This window comes from Bradyrhizobium sp. AZCC 1577, assembly GCF_036924575.1.
Classification (GTDB): Bacteria; Pseudomonadota; Alphaproteobacteria; order Rhizobiales; family Xanthobacteraceae; genus Bradyrhizobium.
This window is the reverse complement of record NZ_JAZHRQ010000001.1, coordinates 830499-854232: the sequence shown is the minus strand read 5'-3', so window position 1 is coordinate 854232 and position 23734 is coordinate 830499. Positions and strand designations below refer to the sequence as shown.

Sequence of the window (23734 nt, the reverse complement as noted above, 5' to 3'; positions counted from 1 at the left end):
TTACGCTCATGTCCAAACCGACCACGCTGTACGACAAGATCTGGAATGACCATCTGGTGCACGAAGCCGAAGACGGCACCTGTCTGCTCTATATCGACCGCCATCTGGTGCATGAAGTGACTTCGCCGCAGGCGTTCGAAGGCCTGCGCGCGACGGGGCGCAAGGTTCGCGCGCCGGAGAAGACGCTCGCCGTGGTCGACCACAACGTGCCGACGACCGATCGCACAAAGCCCAATCCCGACCCTGAGAGCGCCGAGCAGATCAAGGCGCTGGCGGAGAACGCCAAGGAATTCGGCATCGAATATTACAACGAGTTCGACAAGCGCCAGGGCATCGTGCACGTGATCGGACCCGAGCAGGGCTTTACCCTGCCCGGCACTACCATCGTCTGCGGTGACAGCCACACCTCCACCCACGGCGCGTTCGGCGCGCTGGCGCATGGCATCGGTACGTCCGAAGTCGAGCACGTGCTGGCGACGCAGACGCTGATCCAGAAGAAGGCGAAGAACATGCGCGCGGTGGTCGACGGCAAGTTGCCCGACGGCGTCACCGGCAAGGACATCATCCTCGCGATCATCGGCGAGATCGGCACCGCGGGCGGCACCGGCTACGTGCTGGAATATGCCGGCGATGCGATCCGTGCGCTGACGATGGAAGGCCGCATGACGGTCTGCAACATGTCGATCGAAGGCGGCGCCCGCGCCGGCCTGGTCGCGCCGGACGAAAAGGCGTTCGAATTCCTGAAAGGCCGCGCGAAATCGCCGAAGGGCGCCGATTGGGACGCCGCGATGCGCTATTGGGAAAAGCTGCGCTCCGACGAGGGCGCCCATTTCGATCACGAGATCCGGCTGGATGCGGCAAAGCTGCCGCCGATCGTGACCTGGGGCACCTCACCCGAGGACGTAGTGTCGATCTCGGGCTTCGTGCCCGACCCCGACAAGATCGAGGACGAGGCCAAGCGGCTCTCAAAGCACCGCGCGCTGAAGTATATGGGCCTGACGGCGGGAACGAAGATCACCGACATCAAGCTCGATCGCGTCTTCATCGGCTCCTGCACCAACGGCCGCATCGAGGATCTGCGCGCCGCCGCAAAGATCGCCGAGGGCAAGACCGTCAGCGCCAACGTCAATGCGATGATCGTGCCGGGCTCAGGCATCGTGAAGGAGCAGGCGGAAGCCGAAGGCCTCGACAAGATCTTCATCAAGGCCGGCTTCGAGTGGCGCGAGCCGGGCTGCTCGATGTGCCTTGCGATGAACCCGGACAAGCTGAGGCCGGAAGAGCGCTGCGCCTCGACCTCGAACCGCAATTTCGAGGGCCGCCAGGGTTTCAAGGGCCGCACCCACCTGGTGTCGCCCGCGATGGCTGCGGCGGCGGCGATCGCCGGACACTTCGTCGACGTGCGGGACTGGCGCTAACGCTTTCCTTTGTCTCGATAGCGAGACATTCCGGAAACGGCCCGTTAACAGGCAAAGCGCACACTGGTCCCTTGCGGAGCGCTTTCGCGAGGGACTTTTGGCCGTGACCGACAAGTCTGAGTTTGTCGATATGATCAGCGAGGCGACGCGGCAGGTGCGGCGGCGCACGACGCCGCGCATCGTCGACTTGCAGCCTGTCGCGACCAAGGAAGCCTCGCGCCTCAGCCACTGGCCACCGGAGCACTGGCAGCAATGGCGGATGGGGACGCTGACGCCTTGGAAGCTCAAGCCGTGGCGGGGCAAGGATTGGGATTGAGCCAGTAGTGTTACCTGAAAACAGGAGCGTTACCTGAAAACAGGCGCCCTTTCGGGCGCCTGTTTCATTTCAACCTGTCTCACCAATAGGCGTAGTAGCGGTGGCGCCACCACCAGGGCGGCCTGCAGATCCTGCGCGGCCCATAATAGGTCCAGATCACGCGGCAGCGCCGCGGATAATAGTAGGCCGGGTACGCATAATAGGCCGGCGCGAAGTAGAAGCGGCTGTGGAAGTGACGCCGGTGGTGGAAGTGTGGGCGATGAAAGGCGTGACGATGTACGAAGCGGTGTCCGCCGCCATGGAAGACGGGTGCCGGACGAAAGCCGCCACGGTGGATCGCCAACCCACCGCCTCTGAACCCGCCGCCATGAAAGGCCGCGCCGCCACCGCGGAAGCCGCCGCCATGAAAGGCCGCTCCGCCGCCGCGGAAGCCGCCGCCATGGAAACCGCCGCCGCCACCACCGCGAAAGCCGCCGCCGGCGAAACCGCCACCGCCGCCGCCGCGGAAGCCACCGCCGATCGTCGGGCTGCGGTGTTGAATCTCGGTCGTCAGTCCGTCGGTTGCATATTTCGCTGACGGCGCCGTTCCGGGGGTTGCTAGCGAAAGCGCCTCGGCGCGCTGTTGTGATGCCGCTGCGAGCGCGAATACTGCCGCAGCCGTAACGCCCAGACGGCGGACCAGGCCGCGTCCGGGTTCGGATGTTGTCATGGATTATCCTCCCTAACCGGCGACGCGCGCTGCTCTGCGGCTGCTCGCGTCGCGTCCTCTGCGATCGCTCCCAACGTGACGTTAGAGACAGACACGTGAACGCGCCATGAATGCGCCGACCTCAGCGATGAATGCGCAGGAAAGTGCGTTGAAGAGATTTCTGCGGCTGACAGAAGTTATGCACGCTCACTACCAGAACGGTCCAAACCCGATGCCGAAGGTGAACGGCGCGGGCGCGTAATAGGGATACGGCCGATAGTAGACCGGCCGCGCGTAATAATAGGGCCGGTAGTAATAAGGGCGATAATACGGACGGTAGTACGGACGATAATAGCCATAGTGACGATAGTAGCGCCGTTGCGCGCTCAAATCGGTGGCGTCGGATGTGCCGGCGCTTTGCGCCTTCGCCTGCGGCGCCGCGGCGGCCCTATCAATCGCCGCCGGCCCGGCGATCGCGAGCGCGCCGACGACAAGGGCCGCAGAGATCAAGCTCCTCATGATGGACTCCTCTTGCTGAAGCTGATGTCAGAGATAACGGGCGGTAATCTCGCCAGTTTCAAGGCGATCGCTGAAATCGAAACAGGCCCGCGATGAAGCGGGCCTGTTGGCATCTGCGCCAAGTTGCCGCAATCACCAGCGGTGCCAGTGACGATGATGATGGTGGTGATGGCGATGATGGTGGTGGTGCCAGCGATGCCACCGATGATGATGGTGATGGTAGCCGTGATGGTAGCCGTGATGTCGCCAATGCACTTCCGTCGTCGCCAACCTGGCATCCTCCTGAACCGCCGCGGCGGCGCCGGGATTGCTGAGCGACAGCGCATTGGCACGCTCGGCCGGAGCGGCAAACGCTAGCAAGGCGCCAACGGCCGCAAGCCCAAAAACCTTCACTACCTGCATATCCAGTCTCCTCGGGTCGTCGGATGCACGTCTGCGCCGAATGGCTTGCATCAACTAACGGCATCGCCGCGACACGTGCGCAGACTGAAGCAAGCGACTTGAATGAGGTGTGAATGAGTGCGCCATGAACATGAAGAATGCGCCACGAACATGAACGGATGCTGCTTGCCGCGATCTCGCGCGCACGGTTTGCGCAGACCGCCGTCAGTAACATCAACAGCGTTTGCCCACAGGGCCCTACTCGGCGCCTGTCGGAAAAATGCTCGACAGAAAAATAGAGAGGGGGAAGAATCTAGCCCGGCCGCCACCAGCAGTTCATGCGCGGGGTGATTACCGTGCCGCTCGGCCGGTACTCCTGCACGTAATGTGCGGTGCAATCGCGCACGGCGTTCGGCCCTGGGTTGTAGCGCGGATAGACACTGGGAGCCCACGGCTCGCTGCGATAGATCGGCACGCGCCGCAGCGGGCGCCGGCGCTGGGCGGAAACATCCGTGACGATCGGCTGCGGCGCCTGCGCGGTCCGCAGCACTGATGACGCCGTCTGCGCCTGCGCAGCCGCCACGTCAGGGAGCAAAAGCCCGGCCAAGGCAGCCGATATGGCGACCGTCACAATCCGCTTCATTGAAGTCCACCCAAAACTGATCCCCGGTACGGTCACCGATTGGCGCGTCAAAATCAACTCGCAAAACTAGTATGCGCCTGGGCATAACACACGCTAAATACGACGTGATGTGGACCGAAGCAAAAGCGCCCTCGCTCGCCGAAATGGAAGCCATGGCGCATGAGGTGTTCGAGCGCCTGCCCAAGGGATTTCGTACCCTGTGCGAGGGCGTGATCATCCGCGTGGACGATTTCCCGACCGACGAGGTCCTGGACGAGATGCAGGCGCAGAGCGAGTTCGACCTGCTCGGCCTGTTCCAGGGCATCGGCCTGCCGCAGCAGAGCAACCAGGACATAGCCCGCCTTCCCAACATGATTTGGCTCTACCGCCGCCCTATCCTCGACTACTGGGCCGAGCACGACGAAACGCTGGGCCATATTGTCCGCCACGTCCTGATCCACGAAATCGGGCATCATTTCGGGCTGTCGGACGCCGATATGGAGGCGATCGAGGCCGCCGCAGACTAGGCCGGTTCGCGCCAAAACAGGCGGCCTATGCGCAAATTGGCCTTTTGCCGTGGCCATATTCGCGATAAATCACTGACCCGTCCCACCTTTTCAACCGGGAAGTGCGATTGATGGAAAAGTTCACCACACTGGAAGGCGTCGCGGCGCCCTTGAAGATCATCAATGTCGACACCGACATGATCATTCCGAAGCAGTATCTGAAGACCATCAAGCGCACCGGCCTTGGCAAGGGTCTTTTCTCCGAACAGCGCTACAGGGACGACGGCAGCGAAAACCCGGATTTCGTCCTCAACCAGCCGGCCTATCGCAACGCCAAGGTGCTAGTCGCCGGCGACAATTTCGGCTGCGGCTCGAGCCGCGAGCACGCGCCGTGGGCGCTGCTCGATTTCGGCATCCGCTGCGTGATCTCGACCTCATTCGGCGACATCTTTTACAACAACTGCTTCAAGAACGGCATTCTGCCGATCCGCGTCTCACAGGAAGACCTCGACAAACTGTTCGACGACGCCGAGCGCGGGGCGAATGCAACGCTGACCATCGATCTCGCCAACCAGGAGATCCGCGGCCCCGACGGCGGCAAGGTCAAGTTCGAGATCGATCCGTTCCGCAAGCACTGCCTGATGAACGGCCTCGACGACATCGGCCTGACCATGGAAAAGAAATCCTCGATCGACGATTACGAGGCCAAGCTTAAGAAAGAGCGCGCCTGGGCCTGATTGTGCTACGAGAGCCCCGGCGAAAATCGGGGCTCTTTTGTTTAAGGAGGCGGCGCGGATGCGGCCTGACGTCGTCACCTTCTGGCACGGCCGCCTCGACGGGCTGCGACTGACCTGCCTCAGATCGCAGGTTGCCGCCGGCCACAAGGTCACCGTCTACAGTTTCGATCCACTGCCCGGCCTGCCCGACGGCATCGGCAACGCCGAAGCCGAAGCGATCCTGCCGCATTCCTTTTCCGAGCGGCTGCGCCCGCCCGAGGCTGATGGAAGCTGGCGCGACTGGACCATCCTGCAGTTCAGCGATTTCTTCCGCATGCGGCTGATGGCAGAAAACGCCGGACTGTGGCTCGACGCCGACGTGCTGCTGCTCAAACCGATCGAGATCGATCCGGCAAAGCCTTACTTCGCGTGGGAGCGCCGGCGCCAACTCGGCAATTCGGTGTTGTACCTGCCAGCAAACGATCCGATCGTACGGGCGTTCGAGGATCTGATGGAGCAGGAGGACCTGACGCCGGACTGGCTGGCGCTGCGTCATCGCCTCACCTTCATGCTGCGCCAGTTGCGTCGCCGATCGAGCCGTCTCTCCGACATCCGCGTCGCGATCTACGGCCCCGCCGCGCTCACCGCGCTGGCGCGCCGCGCGAACGAATTGCAGCACGCGCTGCCGAAGCAGTCGTTCTATGCGGTGCACGCCGAGCCAAAGCTGTTCTTCGAGCCTTCGGATTTTTCAGGCCTGCTTGCCGATCCGCAACTCATCGGCCTGCACATCTCGCCCAAAGGCCGCGGCGGTGAAAAGCCGATCCCCGGCAGCCTCTATGCCTGGGCGGCGGAGAGGTTCGGCTCCGCACTCCACCCTCCCCTGGAGGGGGAGGGTCGGCTCGCATGAGCGCAGCGAGTGCGAGACGGGGTGGGGTGATCTCTCCGCTCGGGCACTGCTGGATGTGGAGAGACCGTCACCCCACCCCGCCGCTCATTTCATGAGCGGCGCCCTCCCCCTCCAGGGGAGGGTAAGATCAATGCCCCATCGCCGCGATCGCATCCGCAAGCGCGATCGTCCGCCGCGCCATGTCGGCGTGCAGCCGTTCCACCATCCGCCCGTCGAGCTGGATCGCCCCGCGCGAGGCGTTTTCCGGCTTTTCGAAAGCAGCAATGATCTTGCGCGCCTGCTCGACCTCCTCGGCCGGCGGCGTGAAGATCGCGTTGCAGGCCTCGATGTGGCTCGGATGGATCAGCGTCTTGCCGTCGAAACCGAGATCGCGGCCTTGCGCGCATTCGGTCGCAAAGCCATCGATGTTGCTGATGTCGCTGTAGGGACCGTCGAGAATTTCCAGCCCGTGCGCGCGCGTCGCCAGGATGCAGTGCGTGATCATCGGAATCATCGTGGCGCGGCCCGGCTGCATGCGGATCCGCGTTTCCCGCGAAATGTCGTTCGGCCCGAACACGAATCCCGCAAGCCTGGTTTCGGAATCCCGCGATGCCGCGGCGAGCTTGTCGGCGTCCAGCACCGCGCGCGCGGTTTCGATCATGGCCCAGACCCGGATCGAGGTGGGCGCGTTGATGTCGCTGAGGCGATTGGCGATCGCGTTGAGATCGCCGACGGTGGAGATCTTGGGAACCAGAATGCCGTCGGGCCGCGCCTTGCCGGCCATCGTGACGTCCTCGACCCACCAGGGCGTATCGAGGCTGTTGACCCGGATCAGCACCTCGCGTTTGCCGAACCCGCCCGCCGCGATCGCCTTGGCGATCTGGTCGCGGGCCATTGCCTTGGCGTCCGGCGCCACCGAATCCTCGAGGTCGAGGATGATCCCGTCGGCCGGCAGGTTGCGCGCCTTTTCCAGCGCCCGCGCGTTGGATCCGGGCATGAACAACAGGCTGCGGCGCGGACGGATCACGGGCTGGTTTCCTTGGTGACCTTGAGGCCTCCGCGATATCATCTCGCGCGGCGGCCTGAAAGCCTTGTTCCCGTCATCGGCATATGGTTAGGCATGGCACCATGACCTCTTTCCCGCAACATCTGCTCGACGGTTACAGGTCCTTCACCTCGCAACGGCTGCCGACCGAACAGACGCGCTACCGGGAACTCTCCGAGCGCGGCCAGTCGCCCGCCGTGATGGTGATCGGCTGCTGCGATTCCCGCGTCTCGCCGGAGGTGATTTTCGACGCCGGCCCTGGCGAGTTGTTCGTGGTGCGCAACGTCGCCAACCTGGTACCGGTCTACCAGCCGGACGGCGGCGCCCACGGCGTCTCCGCGGCGTTGGAATATGCGGTCAACGTGCTGCGCGTCAAACACATCGTCGTGCTCGGCCATGCCCAGTGCGGCGGCATTCGCGCCTTCATCGACAAGATCGACCCGCTGTCGCCGGGCGACTTCATCGGCCGCTGGATGGCTATGTTCATCAAGCCGGGCGAGGTCGTCGAACAGCGCGAGCGCGAGACGATGCAGGAGTTCACGATCAGGATCGAGAAGGCCGCGATCTTCCGCTCACTGGAAAATCTGATGACGTTCCCGTTCGTGCGCGCCCGCGTCGAGCGCGGCGAGATGGAGTTGCACGGCGCCTATTTCGGCGTCGCCGAGGGCTCGCTGTTCGTGCTCGATCAGAAGGCGAAGGAATTTCGCAGCGTGCAGGAGGGCGAATAGCGAATGGCGAGTAGCGAATAGAATGAATTCCATTCGCCATTCGCTACTCCCCATTCGCCAGGCTCACGCCGCCTTCTTCTTCGCGGTGATCAGCTTGCGGTTGATCAGGGATTCGGCGATCTGCACCGCGTTCAGGGCGGCGCCCTTGCGCAGATTGTCGGAGACGCACCACAGGACGAGGCCGTTCTCCACCGTCGCGTCCTCGCGGATGCGGCTGATATAGGTGGCGTCCTCGCCGGCTGCTTCGTAGGGCGTGACGTAGCCGCCGGGCTCGTGCTTGTCGATCACGAGGCAGCCCGGCGCGTTGCGCAGGATATTGCGCGCTTCATCGGCCGTGATCGGATTCTCGAATTCGATGTTGACGGCCTCCGAATGGCCGACGAACACCGGCACCCGCACGCAGGTGGCGGAAAGCTTGATCTTGGGATCAAGAATCTTCTTGGTCTCCGCCATCATCTTCCATTCTTCCTTGGTGTAGCCGTCCTCCATGAACACGTCGATCTCGGGGATGACGTTGAAGGCGATACGCTTGGGGAATTTCTTGTTGATCAGCTCGTCATTGGTGTAGACGGCCTTGGTCTGCGAGAACAGTTCGTCCATCGCATCCTTGCCGGCGCCCGAGACCGATTGATAGGTCGCGACCACGACCCGCTTGATGGTGGCCTTGTCGTGCAGCGGCTTCAGCGCCACCACGAGCTGCGCGGTCGAGCAGTTCGGGTTGGCGATGATGTTCTTCTTGGCAAAGCCCGCGGCCGCATCGGCGTTCACTTCCGGCACAATCAGCGGCACGTCCGGGTCCATCCGCCAAGCTGACGAATTGTCGATCACGACCGCACCCGCCGCGCCGATCTTGGGCGACCATTCCTTCGACACCGCACCGCCTGCCGACATCAGGCAGATGTCGACGTCGGAGAAGTCGTAGTGCTCGAGCGCTTTGACCTTCAGGGTGCGGTCGCCATAGGACACTTCGACGCCGACGCTGCGGCGCGAGGCCAGCACCACGACCTCGTCGGCGGGGAATTTGCGCTCGTCGAGAATATTGAGCATTTCGCGCCCGACATTGCCGGTCGCACCGACGACAGCGACTTTGTAACCCATCATTCACTCTCCGAGGAAAAATGCCGCCCTGCCGCGTCAAGCGGAAAGGGAGAAGGCAGCGCTTCTATGCGAGAAACGCCGATATGACAACGTTTGGCGGTTGCGTTTGGGCGTTTGATGCATTCGTTTCCGGCCGGTTCGGCCGATTCCCATCATAGGACGACAATTCACCCGGCGCTGGTAAGCTTCGTGGACGAGGTCTACGGCACGCTGGCACGGCTCTGCGCCTATCTGATGACGCTGGCGCTGATGGCCATTGGCGGTATCGCGCTATGGCAGCATTTGCCCGATATCACGGCGATGGAGGCGCCGCCGAAGGCCTGGAGCCAGGCCGGAGGCATGGCTCCGGCGTTCGCCGTAAGCCAGTTCATTTTTCCAGGCAAGATAGAGACTTACGAGGTTTTTCGGCATCCCGAGGGGGGCCGCAAGGACGTGTTCCGCTGGAGCGGGCCCGGCGGCACGCCGGTCGCCGAACTCGAAATCTATCGTCCGGGCGAAGAAATCGATCAGGTCGGCTCGGCGGCCGGCTACCTTGCCGCAAGGATGGACCCGGCTGGCCCGCGCGAGCTGGAGGCTGCCGGGATCATCGACAGCAAGTTCGGCCCCGTGAGGCTGTTTCGCCGGATCGGCGGCACGGAGGCCGCGAGCGCATGCCTCCGATTTTTCAAACACATCGATGAGCCGAAATTCCGTCTCTCGGGCTGGTCATGCCTGGCCGAGGGTGTCCCGGCCCGCCGCGCCGCGATCGGCTGCATGCTGAACCGGCTGATCCTGCTTTCGGCCGGCAACGATACGAAACTTACGGAATTGTTCGCCCGCGACGAAGTCGGGCGCAGCGATTGCGCGGCGTCAGGCGCGCCGGCGCTGTCTGCCGATTGGGTGATGGACGCCGATAACCCGCGACTGCGCGGCACCCTTTAGGCCCCGCGTTGGCGGCGTCAAATTCCGCCGCACCTCACGATTGTGGCAACAAGCGGCCAAGACACTTGTTTTCATGAAACTTTTTCGCTTCGCACCGCATTATTCGGGCGCGGTGTGGCGCAATTGACCTAGCGACGACGATCCCACCCCGGCTAGAATACACGCAACCAGATTTGGCGATCCGCCAGCCCGTCACGGGCGGACAATGACGAGGATGCAATGACCCGAAAATTCCCCGCTGCGAGCAAGCTCGCGACGCTGCTTACCGCGGCCGCCCTCGTCGCGGTCGGCGCGACCGCCGCCAGCGCCCAGACCAAGCAGCGGTATGACCGGGACGGTCGCCCTTATTACGGCGCAAACGGTCCCAACCGGGTGTACCAACAGGGCCCGCGCACCCGCGTCTACGTCACCACGCGCTCCTGGCTCGATGCCGGCACCGAAGTCTTGCCCGGCGACCGCAAGTTCATGGACTACGCCTTCCCGTCGCCGTACGGGTACCCAACGTTCGCGCGCGAAAACCTCAACCGGCCGATCGACCGCCAGCCGCTCAACCCGCCTTCAGATTTGGGCGGCGAGCCGACCAGGTTCCCGCTGTATTGATAGCGATCGAATAACCGAGCCGCGTCGTCCCTGCGAAAAGCAGAGACCCCAAGCGTGAGCGCGTGCGCTCATCGCTACGCGGTGGCTTCTCGATTCAAGAATGCTGGTCGACAGCTTTCGCTTCACGACCAACGGCTGTGGCTATGGGTCCCTGCGTTCGCAGGGACGACACCGAATTTGTTGCACCTACGCGTGCAGCTTCTGCAATTCCTTCAAAATCGCTTCGCCCATCTGCGTGGTTGAGGCTGCCGTCGTGCCCTCGGACTTGATATCCGCCGTACGCAATCCACTCGCCAGCACCGCTGCGATCGCCGCGTCGACCTTGTCGGCCAGCGCGCCCAAATCGAAGGAATAGCGCAGCGCCATCCCGAACGACGAAATCATCGCGATCGGATTGGCCAGCCCCTTGCCGGCAATATCGGGCGCCGAACCGTGCACCGGCTCGAACAGCGAGCGGCGCTTTTTGGTCTTGGCGTCGATCTCGCCGAGCGAAGCCGAGGGCAGCATGCCGAGCGATCCCGTGAGCATCGCCGCGATATCGGACAGCATGTCGCCGAACAGATTGTCGGTCACGATGACGTCGAACTGCTTCGGCGCCTTCACCAGCATCATGCCGCCGGAATCGGCGAGCTGATGCTCCAGCGTCACGTCGTTGTATTCGCGCGCATGGACGGCCGTCATGACCTCGTTCCAGAGCACGCCCGACTTCATGACGTTGCGCTTTTCCATCGACGTCACCTTGTTGCGGCGCTTGCGCGCCAAATCGAAGGCGACGCGGCCGATGCGCTCGATCTCATAGGTGTCGTAGACCTGGGTATCGATGGCGCGCTTCTGGCCGTTGCCGAGATCGGTGATGGTTTTCGGCTCGCCGAAATAGACGCCGCCGGTCAGTTCGCGCACGATCATGATGTCGAGGCCTTCGACCGCCTCGCGCTTCAGGCTGGAAGCATCGGCGAGCGCCGGGTAGCACACGGCGGGGCGCAGATTGGCGAACAGGCCGAGATCCTTGCGCAGGCGCAGGAGACCTGCCTCAGGGCGCACCTCGTAGGGCACGCTGTCCCACTTGGGACCACCGACCGCGCCGAAGATGATGGCATCGGCCGACTTGGCTTTGTCCATGTCGCCTTCCGAGATCGACACCTTGTGCGCGTCATAGGCGGAGCCGCCGACCAGCCCCTGCTCGGTCTCGAATGACGCGATGCCTGCCGCGTTCAGCCAGTCGATCAGGCGCTGCACCTCCCCCATCACTTCGGGGCCGATACCGTCGCCGGGGAGAAGCAGCAGTTTATGGGTCGCCATGTCGTTTACCTCCGGTTCGTCATGGCCGGGCTTGTCCCGGCCATCCACGTCTTTTGTGCGTTGGCAGCAAGACGTGGATGCCCGGCACAAGGCCGGGCATGACGGAAAATGAGAAATCCGGGCGGAGTGCTAGAGCGGCATTGCGCGATTGGCAAGACACCATTGCGGCCGCAGAGCCTGTGCATCCCCCTGCCGGCCTGCCACAATGCCGTTCCGCCGGAGCAAATTCCTTGCACGCCCCCGACCGTCCCGCGAGTTACGCGCATCCCGCACGGCTGATCCTCATTCTGTCGCTGGCGCCGACCGTCGGTCTCGGCATCGGCCGCTTTGCCTATGCGCTGGTGCTGCCTGACATGCGCGACACCCTGGCCTGGAGCTATTCCGCGGCCGGTTTCATGAACACCATCAACGCCGCCGACTATCTCGTAGGTGCCCTGCTCGCCTCGCGCATGATCCGGCGTTTTGGACTGACCGCTTCGGTTCGATGGGGCACGCTGGCCTGCGTGCTGTCGCTGGCGCTCTGCGCCACCACCGGCAATTTCTACGTCCTGAGTTTCGCGCGGCTTCTGGCGGGCATCGGCGCCGCGGCCGGATTCGTCGGCGGCGGCGCGCTGGCGGCGACGATTGCGCAGTCGCGCCCCGAGCGGGCGAATTTTCTGCTCAGCCTGTTCTATGCCGGCCCCGGGATTGGCATCCTGGCGTCGGGACTGGTGGCGCCGTTCGTGCTGCAGGGCTTTGGGCCGGGCTCGTGGTGGATGGTCTGGTGGGCGATGACCGCGCTGGCGGTCGTCATGACGATCCCGGTCCTGCTCGCACCGTTTCATGCCGGTGCAGCCCTGACCGAAACGACGGCAGCCAAATTCGCCGTCGCGCCGGTCGTGGTCTATCTCGCCGGCTACTTTCTGTTTGGCGCCGGCTACATCGCCTACATGACCTTCATGATCGCCTATATCCGCGACGCCGGTGGTAGTGCCGCGGCGCAGAGCGCGTTCTGGAGCCTGATCGGTGTCAGCGCTTTCATCACGCCCTGGGTATGGCGCCGCGTACTGGCGCTCGACCGCGGCGGCCTCACCACCACGATCATTCTCGGTGTCAATGCCATCGGCGCGGCGATGCCGATCTTCGGACACTCGGTGTGGCTATTGGCGATATCCGCGCTGGTGTTCGGCGTGGCCTTCTTCGCCGTGGTCGGATCCACCACTGCCTTCGTCCGCTTCAACTACCCGCCGCAAGCCTGGCCCACCGCGATCGCGGCGTTGACGATTTCATTCGGCATCGGTCAGACGCTAGGTCCGATCGTGGTCGGCGCGATCACGGATGCGCTGGGCAGCCTGTCGTTTGCGCTGAATGTTTCCGCGGCGATGCTGGCGCTGGGAGCGGTGCTTTCGGCCTTTCAGAGGAAGGTGATGCAGAAACCCTCGACGTGATGGTTCTCCATCCGCGGGTCGTCCTGCGAACGCAGGGACCCATAACCACAGGATTTCGTGGTTATGGGAAGCTGTTCCTCCAGCCTTTTTCCAATATTCAGATCCCGCGGTATGGGTCCCTGCGTTCGCATGCGTTCGCAGGGACGACGGGAGTGTGGCAGTTTGCGGCATAAAGTGACGTCGCCTGATGGTAAGGTGTCTGCTCGGCAGCGGGAACTCGAGGAGGACCAACGTCGTGAAGCGGGACTTCGACCTCATCGTCTATGGCGCGACGGGTTACACCGGCCGTCTCATCGCCGAATATCTGGCGACGTCCTATCGCGGCGACGATGCTCCGTCCTGGGCGATCGCGGGACGCTCGACCGACAAGCTCCAGAAGGTGCGTGTCGACATCGGCGCACCGGATGATTTGCCATTGATCAAGGCGGATGCCGACGAGCCGGCCAGCCTGCGTTCGATGTGCGAGCGTGCGGCCGTGATCATCACGACTGTCGGGCCCTATCAGCGCCACGGCCCCGGGCTGGTGGCGGCCTGCGCGGCCACGGGAACGGCCTATGTTGATCTCTGCGGCGAACCGGTTTGGATGCGGCGCATGATCGACGCCTACAACGAAGAGGCGAAACGGACCGGCGCGCGCATCGTCTTCTCCTGCGGCTTCGATTCCATCCCGTTCGACCTCGGCGTGCTCACGCTGCAAGAGAAGGCGCGCGAGAAATTCGGACGCCCGGCGCGGCGGGTCAAAGCCCGCCTGCGCAAGGTGAAAGGCGGCATGTCTGGCGGCACCGCGGCGAGCGCCCAGGCGACGTTGGCCGCCGCCGCGCGCGACCCGGCCCTGATCGGGCTGCTGACCGACCCCTTCGCGTTGACGCCGGGGTTCACCGGGCCGTCTCAGCCGTCGGGCCTCATCCCCGAATACGACCCGCACATGAACGCATGGCTCGTGCCGTTCCCCATGGCGCCGGTCAACACCAAGAACGTGCACCGCACGAATTTCCTGTTGAGTCATCTCTACGGCAGGGATTTCGTCTACGACGAGATGATGGTCGCGCCGGGATTGGGGGAAATCGCCGGCGTGACGACGGAGACGTTTGCCACGGTGTTTTCCTTGTTCAGGACCGGCGGTCTCAAACCCGGCGCAGGCCCGTCCCGGGAAGAGCGCGAGAAGGGCTTCTACGACATCCTTTTCCTGGGCGAGTTGCCAGATGGCAGACGGGTCGAGACGGTCGTCAAGGGCGACCGCGATCCGGGCTACGGCTCGACCAGCAAGATGATCGCCGAGAGCGCTCTCTGCCTCGTGCGCGACGTGCAGGGCGAGGGCGGCATATGGACGCCGGGCGCGCTGATGGGTCCGGCGTTGCGCAAGCGTCTGACGGAGCGCGCCGGCCTCACCTTCAGTGCGCGTTGAGGTAACGCTCAGAACGGCAGCGGCGTGATCCAGTGCGGTTACTTTCGCGCAGCCCCAACACCACCGCATCCTCTCGCCTTTGCGCGAGAGGATGCCTATGTTGCGGAGTACCTGCAGCGCCCCCAAAGCGACAATGGGAGGTATGCTCATGGACGCGCCGAGCAAGGAATTTGCGCTGGCGGGCAGCCTTGAGGAGCTGAAGCTCAAGGGGCGGCTCGTTGTGCGCGGTGACCATCGTCCGATCCTTGTCATCTACGACCGCGGACGTGCCTTCGCCCTCGACAATCGGTGCCCGCATATGGGCTTCCCGCTCGATCGCGGCAGCGTCGAGGACGGTATCCTGACCTGTCACTGGCACCACGCGCGCTTCGATCTCGAAAGCGGCTGCACCTTCGACCTGTGGGCGGACGACGTGCCGATCTGCCCGGTCGAGGTACGCAATGGTGACGTCTGGGTGAAGACCACGTTCACGCATGCCGATCTCGCCGCGCACTGGCATCAGCGGCTTGCGAACGGCCTCGCCCACGACCTCGGCCTCGTCATTGCCAAGGCCATACACGGTCAGCTCGCGGCCGGCATACCGCAGACCGAAATCGTACGGGAGGTGGCGCTGTTCGGGGCGCAAAATCGCGACGGCTGGAGCGTCGGTCTTACGATCCTTACGGCACTCGCCAATATCCTGCCTTTGCTACCGGAGGATGAAGCCTATCTCGCTCTATTCCACGGCGCGCGCCGCGTGGCGGCGGACTGCGACGGCGAGGCGCCGCGGCGGGAACGCGCGCCGCTTGGAAGCCGACCGAATCCGGCCGCGCTCAAGCGTTGGCTGCGGCGTTGGACAAACGTGCGCCATCGCGAGGCGGCCGAGCGCACCCTGCTCACGGCGATTGCGGCCGGCTTCTCCCCGGCTGAACTCGCCGATGTTCTGTTCACCGCCGAGACCGAGCGAGCGTTCGCCGACACCGGGCATTCGCTCGACTTCATCAACAAGGCATTTGAGTGCCTCGACCTGATCGGTTGGCAACACGCGGCGGCTCTGCTGCCGACTGTCGTCGGTCAGATGGTAGCGGCCCGTGGCGCCGAGGAATCGACTGCCTGGCGCCAGCCCGTTGACCTTGTTGCGTTGTGTGAGAAATCAACCAGCGAACTCGCGGACCTGTTCGCTGCCGGACGCGGCTCGCGCGACTGGTCGGGCCACGCCGCACTGGCTCAAGAGCTGCTCGGTGACGATCCGGCCAGGATCGTTGACGCGCTCAAGGGGGCGATCCGCGCCGGTGCCGCTCCTGCTGACCTTGGCCAATCCCTCGCCTACGCGGCAGCGCTCCGGGTGGCGCGCTTCGGCAATGCCAACGAGCACGCCGACTGGGAGACGGCGCATCACGTTTTCACCTACGCCAACGCAGTCCACCAGATGCTGATCCGCATCGGGACTGCCAACATCGACACTCACGTCACTGCCGTGCGCGGCGTATTGCACGGAGCGATGGCGCTCTACCTTGCTCGCTATCTCAATGTGCCGCCGGCGCGCATCCCGGGCGATGGCGGCGAGCAGCTCGATGATCTGCCCGCGGATCCAGAGACGATCGGCGCCGCCTTGCTCGACGCCTTCGATCGGCAGAGACAGGTCGATCTCGCCGCACGCCTGGTGGCACGACATCTCACGCTCGGCCATTCGCCGCAGGCGCTGATCGCTACGCTCGCGCATGCGGTGCTGCGGGAAGATGCAGGCTTCCATGCGTATCAGATGCTGGAGGCGGGAGTCCGGCAGTTCGGCACGTGGGGCGACACAGACGAGGGCCGACACATCCTCATCGCGGTTGCCCGCTATCTGGCGGCCCATTCACCGACAGAACGCGCTTCTCTGCAGACAGCCGACATCGCCCGCCGCTTGATGCGGGGTGGCGAGCTGCATCAAGAGGCTGGATCGTCCTGAGGTCACGCGCTGAGGGCGCACTAAGGGCGATCTGAAGTGACAAAGGCCTGCGCGCCTCAAGGGCGCGACCTCGCGCAAGCGCTGGCGGAGATTCCGATCGAGCCATCCTGCTTCTGCCGACGAATGGGCATGGCAGCCGCGTAGTCGTTCTCGGCTCCAGTTTGGATTGGGCCTTTGGCCGAAACCAGCCTGTCGTCGCATCGGTTGTCTGCGGCAGAGCGAAGATCGGTCCGCGCTCTCTTCTCGGCTGCTTTTGGACCCGAGTCGGACATCGGGCACTGGCTTGTACTAGTTGTTTGTGCGGCACCCTGGCCAATGTGAGCTCTTTTGGATGGGCGTGGGATCGTGTAGTCTTGTTTAGAGCTGCTCTTCGAGACGGGACGTGCCGACGTCTTCGTTCGAGGCGAATTGGCAGCGGGGAATGCCGTCGGCAGGCATCGCACTCTCAATAGAACCGACAGTCCTTTTGTGCCGGTATCGAGCACTCGCCGTGCCGCACGGGCACGCGAAATGCTTGCTTTGACTGCGACGAGGGAGCGGCACGCAACCACCTTAACGAACGTACCGTCGAGCAACCATTGCGGCCGTGTGGGCTGCGGGAGTGGGCATTGCGCGCAACGAAGGGAGGAGCTGCAACATGATGAAATCCACACTGTTAATGGGACTCGCGGGGCTATCCGCCTTGGCGCTCACCGCGGTGTCTACAGATGCAAACGCGCAGGAAAAAGTCCGCTGGAAGATGCAGAGCGCGTTTGGCAGCCAACTGCCACACCTGGGGCCCCCGGGCGTGCGCTTCTCGAAGAATGTCGAACGGTTGTCGGGCGGAAAATTGGAGATCAAGTTCTACGAGCCCGGCGCGCTGATCCCGCCGCTGGAGTGCTTCGACGCGGTATCGAAGGGCTCGATCGAAGCGTGCTGGACGACGCCGGGCTACCACACGGGCAAGTACCCCGCGCTCGCCTTCTTCACCACCGTGCCGTTCGGTCCGCCCGTCGGCGAGTTCTTTGGCTGGAAGTGGTTCGGCGGCGGCAACCAGTTGCGCGATGAGATCTACGCCAAGCACGGCCTGATTGCGATCGACTCCAGCGCCATCGCACCCGAGACCTCCGGCTGGTTCCGCAGAGAGATCAAGTCGGTCGAGGAGTTGAAGGGGCTGAAGATGCGGTTCTTCGGCCTTGGCGCACAGGTGATGCAGAAGCTCGGCGTCTCCACTCAGTTGTTGGCAGCGGCTGACATCTATCCTGCGCTGGAGCGCGGCGTGATCGAGGCGACCGAGTTCTCAATGCCGACGATGGACACCAAGTTGGGCTTCCATCAGATCGCCAAGTTCAACTATTTCCCGGGCTGGCACCAGCAGGTCTCGGTGGGCGAGCTTCTGATGAACAAGGCGGCGTGGGATGCGCTGTCGGATCAGAACAAGGCGATCATCGAGATCGCCCTCGGCGAAAACATCATGCGCAACTACGCCGAGAGCGACCACGCCCAGTTCGCGGCGATGGCCGAGATGCGCGACAAGTATAATGTTCAGGTCAAGCGCTGGAGCGACCAGGACCTGGCCACGCTGGAGAAGGCCTGGCTGGAAGTGCTGGCGGAGGAATCGGCCAAGGACCCGCTTTTCAAGAAGGTCGCCGACCACTACCTGGACTACCGCAAGAAGTTCAAGGTTTGGGGCGACTCGCAGACGATGAAAGCCACCTACCTGAAGGATTGAGCGGAGGCAGCCGGTGCAGCGCGCGGCTGCGCCGGCTCCCGCCGGGGAGGTTTGCCTCGCCGGCCGGTGATGAGATCTGCCGGTTGCGCACGGCGCGCTGCCGCGGGATGCGCCACAGCAGGACTTTGTCGCGATGACTGCATTGCTGAAGCTGTCCGAGAACATACGGCGGGCGCTCGAGTTTGTTGCCCTGGCGTCCGGTTGGCTGCTGGTCATCATGGCGTGCGTGACCACGTTCGATGTCGTCGCGCGGAAGTTTGGCTTGCAGCTGCCGTACACCAAGCTGCAAGAGCTGGAATGGCACTTCCACGCCGCGATCTTCTCGCTCTGGATGGGCTACTGCTACACGATCAACGCGCATCCCCGGGTCGACACGTTCACCGACAAGATGTCGTATCGCAACAGGGCATGGATCGAACTCGCCGGCTGCCTTGTGTTGGCGCTGCCCTACATGGCGCTGGTCGCCTACTACAGCCTAGATTTCGTTACGCAGTCCTATCGGCTCGGCGAGCAATCCGACAGCACGGTCGGGTTGACCCACCGATGGATCATCAAGGGCGTCTACGCTGCCGGCCTGTGGATGGTGGTGCTCGGCATCCTCAGTGTACTGCTCCGCGTGATCGTCTTCCTGTTCGGTGAAAAGTCGGAGCGGGAGGTCAATCTGCAAATCGGACACGTGATTACGGACGTCTAGTCCAACGGAGGACTCCAACGTGCTCGACTGGCTGGCCGACAATCTCGCTCTGATCATGTTCGTGTCGATGTTTTTCTTCATTTTCATCGGCTACCCGGTCGCCTTCATCATGGGCGGGCTGGCGCTCGTCTTTGCTGTCCTGGGCGCTTGGCTCGGCACGTTCAACCTGATGGGCTTATCCGATATCGTACTGCGCATGTGGGGCGGGGTCGCCAACGATCCGGTCCTGGCGTCGGTCCCCATGTTCATCTTCATGGGCGCAATCCTCGAGCGATCGGGCTCCGCGAAGGACATGCTGGACGCAGCCGAGGTCCTGCTCAAGCGGTGCCCAGGCGCGCTGGCGGTCTCCGTGATGGTGATGGGCACGATCCTGGCGGCGCCGATTGGCGTGGTCGGCGCGGCTGTCATCACGCTGTCGGTGATCGCCCTGCCGCAGATGCTGGCCGCGGGTTACGACAAGCGGCTTGCCATTGGCACCATCGCCTCGGCCGGAACGCTCGGCATCCTGATTCCGCCGGCGATCATGCTGGTGGTAATGGCGGATATGCTGGCGATCTCGGCAGGCAATTTGTTTCTCGCCGCAATCATGCCAGGCTTCCTGCTCTCTGGCCTCTACCTCGTCTATATATTGCTGGTCGCCATCTTCAGGCCGGGCGCCGCGCCCAAGCTGCCGCCCGGCTACGGGCCGCAGACCCGCCGTGCGTTCTGGTACGCCGTCTGGCGGGGGCTGTTCCCCATGACGGCGCTGCTGGTGATCGTGCTCGGCTCGATCTTCGCCGGCTGGGCCACACCCACGGAGAGCGGTGCTGTCGGCGTGCTCGGCTCCATGTTCATCGCCGCGCTGAACAGGCGCCTGACGTTCAAGGTGATGAACGAGGCGATCTATTCCTCCTGCCGCGCCAACGGCCTGGTGTTCCTGGTCTTCCTCGGTGCCACCGGCTTCTCCTACGTGTTCCGAGTGCTCGGCGGCGACGACGTGATGATCTCGACGCTTACCCATTTCGGCATCGACACCAAGTGGGAAATGCTCACCTTCATCATGGTTCTGATCTTCCTGCTCGGCTTCCCGTTCGAGTGGATCGAGATCTGCCTGATCGTCCTGCCGGTGTTCGCGCCGATACTGTTGAAGTACGACTTCTCCGACCACATCGGCAGCAACGCTGCCCTGATGACCTGGTTCGGCACGCTGGTTGCGGTCAATCTGCAGACCGCATTCATGACGCCGCCGTTCGGGGCGACGCTGTTCTACATGAAGGGCACGGCGCCGCCGGGCATCACCATGAGCGACGTGTTTACGGCCATGTATCCGTTCGTTGCGCTGCAGGTGCTCGGCTTGATGCTGTGCATTTATTTCCCAGCCATCAGTCTGTGGCTGCCGAGACTGGCCGGCTTCGTCGAATAGTCGCCATTCGTGGAAATTCGGCTTCGGCAATGGCCCGAAGCGGACTTGCGGGACATGTTCGCTTCGCGCCGATTTCGGACGACATCAAACGCGGCTGATCCGAACGTCTCTAACTCCCGCTAAACGAATTATACCCCTGGTCTTCCCAGAAGCCGCCCTTGTAGTCGTTGGTGACTTCCATCGACATCACGTATTTCGGGTTCTTGAAACCGAGCTTGGTCGGCACCCTGATCTTCATCGGGAATCCGTAAGCGCGCGGCAGGATTTCGTCGCCGAATTTGAACGTCATTTGGGTCTGCGCATGCAGTGCGCTCGGCATGTCGAGCGGCGAATTGTAGCCGTCCTTGTCGGCGCACTGGAACCAGACATATTTCGCCCGCGTATCCGCGCCGACCAGTTTGAGGAAATCGCGCAACGGCGTGCCGGTCCAGCTTCCGATCGCGCTCCAGCCTTCGACGCAGATATGGCGCGTCACTTGCTTGACCTGCGGCAGTTGATAGAGCTCGTCCAGCGTCCAGGACTTCTTGTTCTCGACCAGGCCACGCACTTCGAGTTTCCAGGTCTTGCCGTCGACTTCCGGCGCCTCGTCGAGGTCGTAATAGGCGTTGAACGGGAACGGCTTTGTAATTGCGCTTTCCGGGAACGTCGGCGCCATCGCATTGGGATTGAACATCAATGCTTGCACGCCGTCATTGAATTTCGAGACCTGCTTCAGCATCTCCTCGGCCGAGAAACTGTCCGTCACATCGCAGCCGGTCAGAAGCGTCAGCGCGCCGAGGCTGGCGCCGCCCGAGATGAAGCGCCGGCGGGTGAGATCCGGCATGGACTTGACGGCGTCTCTGACGAGAAGCGTCTTGTCGACGCCGGGGATCAGAAGCTTGCGCATGCGGCCCATGGTCGCTCTCCCTTGAACTAGCGGCCGATGATCATGGCGCGCAGGCTCTTCGGTACCAGAAGGGCGAGCGCGACATGAACCACCATGAAGGCGACGATCGCCGCCATGCAGAAGAAATGGACGTAACGGGCGCCCTCGTAGCCGCCGAACAACGCCGCCAGGTATTGCAGTTGCACTGGCTTCCAGAGCGCCAGTCCCGACAGCACAATGAGGATGCCGACGACGATGATGCCGGCATAGAGCAACTTCTGCACATAATTGTATCTGCTGAGGTCGTCGTGCGACAGCTTACCAGTCAGCGCAGCTTTCGTATCTGAAATCACGCCCTCCGGCGTGATCGGCAGCAGCTTCTTGCGGAAGCGGCCGGTGACAAAGCCCATCACCAGGTAGATCAGGCCGTTGACCATCAACAGCCACATCGCGGCGAAATGCCAGAGCAGCCCTCCGGCGAGCCAGCCGCCCAGCGTGACCGAACGGGGAAACGTAAAGCCGAATAACGGCGAGGCGTTATAGATCTGCCATCCCGACATGATCATCAGGACCATCGCGAAGGCGTTGGTCCAATGCAGCGCCCGCACCCAGGCCGGCTGAATGACCTTTGCCTTGGTTGACGCGGCGTGCTCGTCGCTGGCTGTTACGGCCGACATGGCTCATCCCCGCTTGCAATTCGTATCGAATATACGCCCGGAACCGTGGTTTCGTTACTGCCATGATTCTATCAGAACGATGCATGGCGCGTATCGACTTTCACGAAAAAGCGAGCCGGGTTGCCCCGGCCCGCCAATCCACACGCCCCTGTTGGGACCAGTTCAGGGACGCGCGGGAGCTCAGGACGCCGGCATCAGCACGGTGTCAACCACATGGATCACGCCGTTCGACTGATTGACGTTCGAGATCGTAACCATCGAGGTTCCGCCCTTGGCGTCGACAATCCAGGTCTTGCCGTCCTGGAGCTTGACGGACAGTTGTTCGCCTTCGGCAGTCTTGAGCTTCATGCCGTCCTTCAGGTCGGACGCGGCGAGCTTGCCGGGCACGACATGGTAGGTGAGGATCTTGGTCAGGGTCGCCTTGTTCTCAGGCTTCACCAGCGTCTCGACCGTGCCGGCCGGCAGCTTGCTGAAGGCGGTGTTGGTCGGTGCGAACACGGTGAACGGACCCTTGCCTTCCAGCGTCGCGACCAGGCCGGCGGCCTTCACGGCGGCGACCAGCGTGGTGTGGTCCTTCGAATTGACGGCGTTCTGAATGATGTTCTTAGACGGGAACATCGCCGCACCTCCGACCATCACGGTCTTTTCTTCTGCGCTAACTGGCGCGGTGATGGTGGCGGTGAAAGCCAGCGCGCTGAAGACGGCGGCGGACAGAAGTGCAATACGTTTCGACATGGAATCTTCTCCCGAGGATTGCTGTGCCCGGCGGGTATCGCCGGTGATGAAAACAACGACGCTGGTCGACGGACCGGTTGATTTCGTCGTCGTTGGCCTGAGCTACGGGAGGTTTTTGGGCCGGTTTCGGCGAATAATTTATCGTGATGCTTGAAACTTTTGGGGACGTCGTCCGTGCGGCGACACGCCCCGTCGCCCCTGCGAAAGCAGGGGCCCATAACCACAGGCGTGCGTGATTGCGAGCGCTGTGGCCACCGCTGTGCGCAACCACGACCGCCGGTGGTTATGGGTCCCTGCGTTCGCAGGGACGACAATTGGAGAGAGCTCGCTTTAATCCCGGCTATTCGGCGTTTGGATGAAGCCGCGATTATGCGTCGGGCTGATCAGTATCTCGTTGACGCAGACCCGCGGCGGCAGGCTGGCGACGAAGGCGATGGTGCGGCCGCAATCTTCCGGCTGCAGCATTTTCGCCTGCTCCTCTTCCGACGGCACGACCGGGCGCGATTTCAGGATCGGGGTCGCGACCTCGCCCGGCGAGAGGCAGCAGGCGCGCAGGCCGTTGACGCATTCGTCCATGTTGAAGGAATGGGTCAGCGCCAGCACCGCATGTTTTGTCGTGGTGTAGGCCGGGCCCGGCATCTTTGACACATGACGGCCGGCCCAGGACGCGACGTTGATGATGCAGCCGTCCTTTTGCTTGCGCATCGCCGGCAGCACCGCGCGCATGCAGTAGAGCACGCCGTTGAGGTTGATATCGACGACCTTGTCCCAGCCCTCCAGTTCCATGTCGGCCCAGCTTCGCTTGGGCACGTTGATGCCGGCGCTGTTGACCAAGAGGTCGATCCGGCCGTGTCGGCTGAGGATCTGCTCCGCCGCCTTGTCGACATCGGCCTTGTTGCTGACATCGAGCGCGATCGGCTCGGCCTTGCCGCCCTTTTGGGTGATATTGGCCACGACCCTGTCGAGGGCATCTTTCCGCCGCCCCGAAACCACCACCGTCCAGCCATCGGCTGCCAGCGCCTCGGCGCCGGCCTCGCCGATCCCGCTGCCGCCGCCCGTCACCCAGGCCACGCGTTTCCCGCTATTTGTTGTCATGCAAACTGTCTCCGTTGCTTTTTGAAGGGCGTTCTTGCTATTCCAGCCGGCGA

25 protein-coding genes are annotated in these 23734 nt (G+C 63.2%); 15 read left to right on the top strand and 10 right to left on the bottom strand.

The features are described 5' to 3' along the window. Positions 1-8: 8 nt before the first annotated feature. Together leuC and V1278_RS03995 are read left to right on the top strand one after the other, a co-directional pair. Positions 9-1415 (top strand): 3-isopropylmalate dehydratase large subunit, encoded by a 1407-nt coding sequence (gene leuC, locus V1278_RS04000; protein ID WP_334379772.1) that lies wholly within the window; start codon positions 9-11, stop codon positions 1413-1415. A 103-nt stretch (positions 1416-1518) separates the two neighbouring features. Continuing rightward, a complete protein-coding gene (locus V1278_RS03995) occupies positions 1519-1731 on the top strand; it encodes a hypothetical protein (RefSeq protein ID WP_334379771.1) in 213 nt (70 codons plus the stop codon). A 79-nt stretch (positions 1732-1810) separates the two neighbouring features. Here V1278_RS03995 and V1278_RS03990 read toward each other — a convergent pair whose 3' ends face one another. Further along, entirely contained in the window at positions 1811-2440 is a 630-nt protein-coding gene (locus tag V1278_RS03990) for a hypothetical protein (RefSeq protein WP_334379770.1), read from the bottom strand. 189 nt (positions 2441-2629) lie between these two features. Then, positions 2630-2938: a hypothetical protein gene (locus tag V1278_RS03985; protein ID WP_334379769.1), complete on the bottom strand. Its 309-nt coding sequence runs from the start codon at positions 2936-2938 to the stop codon at positions 2630-2632. A 147-nt stretch (positions 2939-3085) separates the two neighbouring features. Here V1278_RS03985 and V1278_RS03980 point away from each other — a divergent pair, with 147 nt between their 5' ends. Continuing rightward, a complete protein-coding gene (locus tag V1278_RS03980; protein ID WP_334379768.1) occupies positions 3086-3295 on the top strand; it encodes a hypothetical protein in 210 nt (69 codons plus the stop codon). Between the two features lie 337 nt (positions 3296-3632). Here V1278_RS03980 and V1278_RS03975 read toward each other — a convergent pair whose 3' ends face one another. Continuing rightward, the gene (locus tag V1278_RS03975) at positions 3633-3962 is read right to left on the bottom strand and encodes a hypothetical protein (RefSeq protein ID WP_334365627.1); all 330 of its coding nucleotides are present in this window, start codon (positions 3960-3962) and stop codon (positions 3633-3635) included. 107 nt (positions 3963-4069) lie between these two features. Between V1278_RS03975 and V1278_RS03970 the strand changes: the two genes are divergently transcribed. The 3 genes from V1278_RS03970 to V1278_RS03960 all read left to right on the top strand — a co-directional run bounded on the left by V1278_RS03970 (position 4070) and on the right by V1278_RS03960 (position 6070). Further along, positions 4070-4468 (top strand): metallopeptidase family protein, encoded by a 399-nt coding sequence (locus V1278_RS03970; protein ID WP_334384090.1) that lies wholly within the window; start codon positions 4070-4072, stop codon positions 4466-4468. Positions 4469-4578: 110 nt separating this feature from the next. Next, positions 4579-5184 (top strand): 3-isopropylmalate dehydratase small subunit, encoded by a 606-nt coding sequence (leuD, locus tag V1278_RS03965; RefSeq protein WP_057842551.1) that lies wholly within the window; start codon positions 4579-4581, stop codon positions 5182-5184. 58 nt (positions 5185-5242) lie between these two features. Next, on the top strand, positions 5243-6070 hold the full coding sequence (locus V1278_RS03960; RefSeq protein WP_334379767.1) for a hypothetical protein: 828 nt from the start codon (positions 5243-5245) through the stop codon (positions 6068-6070). A gap of 127 nt (positions 6071-6197) precedes the next feature. On the opposite strand, the gene V1278_RS03955 is transcribed toward V1278_RS03960, so the two are convergent. Further along, on the bottom strand, positions 6198-7076 hold the full coding sequence (locus V1278_RS03955) for an HpcH/HpaI aldolase/citrate lyase family protein (protein WP_334379766.1): 879 nt from the start codon (positions 7074-7076) through the stop codon (positions 6198-6200). 101 nt (positions 7077-7177) lie between these two features. On the opposite strand from V1278_RS03955, the gene V1278_RS03950 reads away from it, so the two are divergent. Continuing rightward, the gene (locus tag V1278_RS03950; RefSeq protein WP_334379765.1) at positions 7178-7822 is read left to right on the top strand and encodes a carbonic anhydrase; all 645 of its coding nucleotides are present in this window, start codon (positions 7178-7180) and stop codon (positions 7820-7822) included. 63 nt (positions 7823-7885) lie between these two features. Here the strand turns inward: V1278_RS03950 and V1278_RS03945 are convergent, their stop codons facing one another. Further along, positions 7886-8920: an aspartate-semialdehyde dehydrogenase gene (locus V1278_RS03945; RefSeq protein ID WP_334369078.1), complete on the bottom strand. Its 1035-nt coding sequence runs from the start codon at positions 8918-8920 to the stop codon at positions 7886-7888. Between the two features lie 189 nt (positions 8921-9109). Between V1278_RS03945 and V1278_RS03940 the strand changes: the two genes are divergently transcribed. Continuing rightward, on the top strand, positions 9110-9841 hold the full coding sequence (locus V1278_RS03940) for a hypothetical protein (RefSeq protein WP_334379764.1): 732 nt from the start codon (positions 9110-9112) through the stop codon (positions 9839-9841). A gap of 219 nt (positions 9842-10060) precedes the next feature. Then, complete coding sequence (locus V1278_RS03935) at positions 10061-10441, top strand: hypothetical protein (RefSeq protein WP_334379763.1); 381 nt, start codon at positions 10061-10063, stop codon at positions 10439-10441. Positions 10442-10627: 186 nt separating this feature from the next. On the opposite strand, the gene leuB is transcribed toward V1278_RS03935, so the two are convergent. Next, positions 10628-11740, bottom strand: a complete 1113-nt coding sequence (gene leuB / locus V1278_RS03930) for a 3-isopropylmalate dehydrogenase (protein ID WP_334365634.1) — start codon at positions 11738-11740, stop codon at positions 10628-10630. Between the two features lie 230 nt (positions 11741-11970). Between leuB and V1278_RS03925 the strand changes: the two genes are divergently transcribed. The 6 genes from V1278_RS03925 (at position 11971) to V1278_RS03900 (ending at position 20309) form a co-directional block, all read left to right on the top strand. After that, entirely contained in the window at positions 11971-13167 is a 1197-nt protein-coding gene (locus V1278_RS03925; RefSeq protein ID WP_334379762.1) for a YbfB/YjiJ family MFS transporter, read from the top strand. Positions 13168-13402: 235 nt separating this feature from the next. Beyond that, positions 13403-14572 carry a saccharopine dehydrogenase family protein gene (locus V1278_RS03920; protein WP_334379761.1) on the top strand — a complete coding sequence of 390 codons (1170 nt, stop codon included), beginning with the start codon at positions 13403-13405 and terminating at the stop codon, positions 14570-14572. A gap of 91 nt (positions 14573-14663) precedes the next feature. Next, positions 14664-16502, top strand: coding sequence for a Rieske (2Fe-2S) protein (locus V1278_RS03915; protein ID WP_334379760.1), 1839 nt, complete (start codon positions 14664-14666; stop codon positions 16500-16502). 637 nt (positions 16503-17139) lie between these two features. Then, positions 17140-18213 carry a TRAP transporter substrate-binding protein gene (locus V1278_RS03910; protein WP_334365638.1) on the top strand — a complete coding sequence of 358 codons (1074 nt, stop codon included), beginning with the start codon at positions 17140-17142 and terminating at the stop codon, positions 18211-18213. 133 nt (positions 18214-18346) lie between these two features. Further along, complete coding sequence (locus V1278_RS03905; protein ID WP_334365639.1) at positions 18347-18907, top strand: TRAP transporter small permease subunit; 561 nt, start codon at positions 18347-18349, stop codon at positions 18905-18907. Between the two features lie 19 nt (positions 18908-18926). Beyond that, the gene (locus V1278_RS03900; protein ID WP_334379759.1) at positions 18927-20309 is read left to right on the top strand and encodes a TRAP transporter large permease; all 1383 of its coding nucleotides are present in this window, start codon (positions 18927-18929) and stop codon (positions 20307-20309) included. A 109-nt stretch (positions 20310-20418) separates the two neighbouring features. Here V1278_RS03900 and V1278_RS03895 read toward each other — a convergent pair whose 3' ends face one another. From V1278_RS03895 to V1278_RS03880, 4 genes are all read right to left on the bottom strand, one after another. Next, positions 20419-21204, bottom strand: coding sequence for a molybdopterin-dependent oxidoreductase (locus V1278_RS03895; RefSeq protein ID WP_334365641.1), 786 nt, complete (start codon positions 21202-21204; stop codon positions 20419-20421). A 17-nt stretch (positions 21205-21221) separates the two neighbouring features. Next, positions 21222-21851 (bottom strand): cytochrome b/b6 domain-containing protein, encoded by a 630-nt coding sequence (locus tag V1278_RS03890; RefSeq protein ID WP_334365642.1) that lies wholly within the window; start codon positions 21849-21851, stop codon positions 21222-21224. A gap of 180 nt (positions 21852-22031) precedes the next feature. Then, positions 22032-22586 carry a fasciclin domain-containing protein gene (locus V1278_RS03885; RefSeq protein ID WP_334379758.1) on the bottom strand — a complete coding sequence of 185 codons (555 nt, stop codon included), beginning with the start codon at positions 22584-22586 and terminating at the stop codon, positions 22032-22034. 330 nt (positions 22587-22916) lie between these two features. Then, positions 22917-23681, bottom strand: coding sequence for an SDR family oxidoreductase (locus V1278_RS03880; RefSeq protein ID WP_334379757.1), 765 nt, complete (start codon positions 23679-23681; stop codon positions 22917-22919). Positions 23682-23734: the final 53 nt, after the last annotated feature.